The 1533-nt window shown below is 39.7% G+C and carries 2 protein-coding genes; both read right to left on the bottom strand.

Features of this window, described 5'->3' with window-relative positions; genetic code table 11:
- Positions 1-181, bottom strand: a 181-nt coding sequence (locus tag LYNGBM3L_RS47315; protein ID WP_008183550.1) for a hypothetical protein, incomplete at its 3' end; no start/stop codon positions are given.
- Between the two features lie 21 nt (positions 182-202).
- On the bottom strand, positions 203-1234 hold the full coding sequence (locus tag LYNGBM3L_RS33925; RefSeq protein ID WP_008183552.1) for a COP23 domain-containing protein: 1032 nt from the start codon (positions 1232-1234) through the stop codon (positions 203-205).
- Between the last annotated feature and the right edge of the window lie 299 nt (positions 1235-1533).

Below are 1533 nucleotides of genomic sequence, written 5' to 3' on the forward strand. Positions count from 1 at the left end.
GTCCAAAAGCAGTAGTTACATATTTTTGTTCGTCGTCATCATATTCACATCGAAATTCCATTTGTGGAGCAGTTCTTCGAGCTAATAAGTTTTGACCAGTAACAGATTGACCAGTTGTTATAATGAAGCTAGAACAAGCCAAACCTGCTCCTAAGTATTTTGCAATAAATTTTAAATTCATGCTATACTTCTCCTTTTAAAATTAACAAAACTCACCACATACTGGTAGCTCAGGTTCTGGACGCTTAAGTCTTGAAGGTATATTGCTAGAATCTTCCTCTAAGTAATCTTCTATAGGAGCAAGGGGAATCCACTTTGTGGTTCGACTGCGGCCATTCTCTATAGGGGAAACTTTCGACTTACCTTCTAAGTCCGTGATAATAGACTCAAGTTGTTTCGTATAATCGTCTACATTCCTACCAAAAGGAAGAGTAAACAATTGGTTTGTACTATTACACGATACGCGATAATAGTCTAGACAAACTAGATCATAGCTACCTATTACGCCATGGGTTACACCTAGTCCCTTCAGGTAATAGCCATTCTGAGCATACCGATAGTTTAATTTTTGAGTTACATACTCACATCGTCTTTTTGCTGTCCACCCACCAAATTCTCTAGTCCTCCAAATCATTATTGGGGGGACTCTTTTTCCAGTTCTTAGTCCAACAGCAATAGTTGCATATTCTTGTTGATTGTAATCAAATTTGCATTCAAATTTTACTTCTGGAATAGTTCTTTGATGACTGACAACAACACCTTCAGAGGATGGATAATTCGGTAGAATAACTCTACCATTGCTATCAGTTAGCTTGAGAACAACTCGATAGTATCCTTGGCTGTTATCAACTGAAGACACAAAGATTATCCAACTTCCTGTTTCAGCCGTATTATCATCCTTAAATTTTTCTCGCTCTCCTACTCCCTCCTGATCAATCGATTTCAGCAACCTGTCATTGGGATCAACTACATATAACTTCAAATTCACCCCAGAATCCGCAACAGGAATCGCCTCTAATTCTATGTCGTAGCCTGAGATTGTTTTGAAATGATACTCATTACAGATTGCTTCTTGAGTTAAGTGACAAGTGGGCGTGTCAGTGAAGCTAATTCTTCCCCAAACAGGTTCAGTAGATTGCAACTCCTGAATTGCCCAAACTGTCTTCCCAAAGCCCAAAAGAGAAATTCCGGTAATGGCAGCGGTAGTAATCCTATGGAACAAGTTGCTCTTCATGAGCAGATATCCGAAAATTTTACAAGGGTTTAACCTAAAGCTTTCGTCAACCTTCGCGACTAATAATATAGTTAGAGTGGAATCAGCGGCAACTAAAGTTTACAATTCTTTACTTTTTAGAGGCTCACTTACTTTTAAATTAAAGAGTTAGTAAGGTTGTTTTAGGGGATATAGAGGCAACCTGGGAGCAGATCAGCTTTGTGGGCTGGGCTTTTGGAACGTAGGTGTGACGCCAAGCGATCGCGACCTAAGGAGCGTCAGCCTTCTCGAAGAGTAACCCAGCACCTGGATCAATGTTG

The organism is Moorena producens 3L, from assembly GCF_000211815.1.
Lineage (GTDB): Bacteria > Cyanobacteriota > Cyanobacteriia > Cyanobacteriales > Coleofasciculaceae > Moorena > Moorena producens.

Coding starts and splice junctions, on each gene's coding strand:
- LYNGBM3L_RS33925 (WP_008183552.1), bottom strand. CDS start 1,234: ATGAAGAGCAACTTGTTCCATAGGATTACTACCGCTGCCATTACCGGA.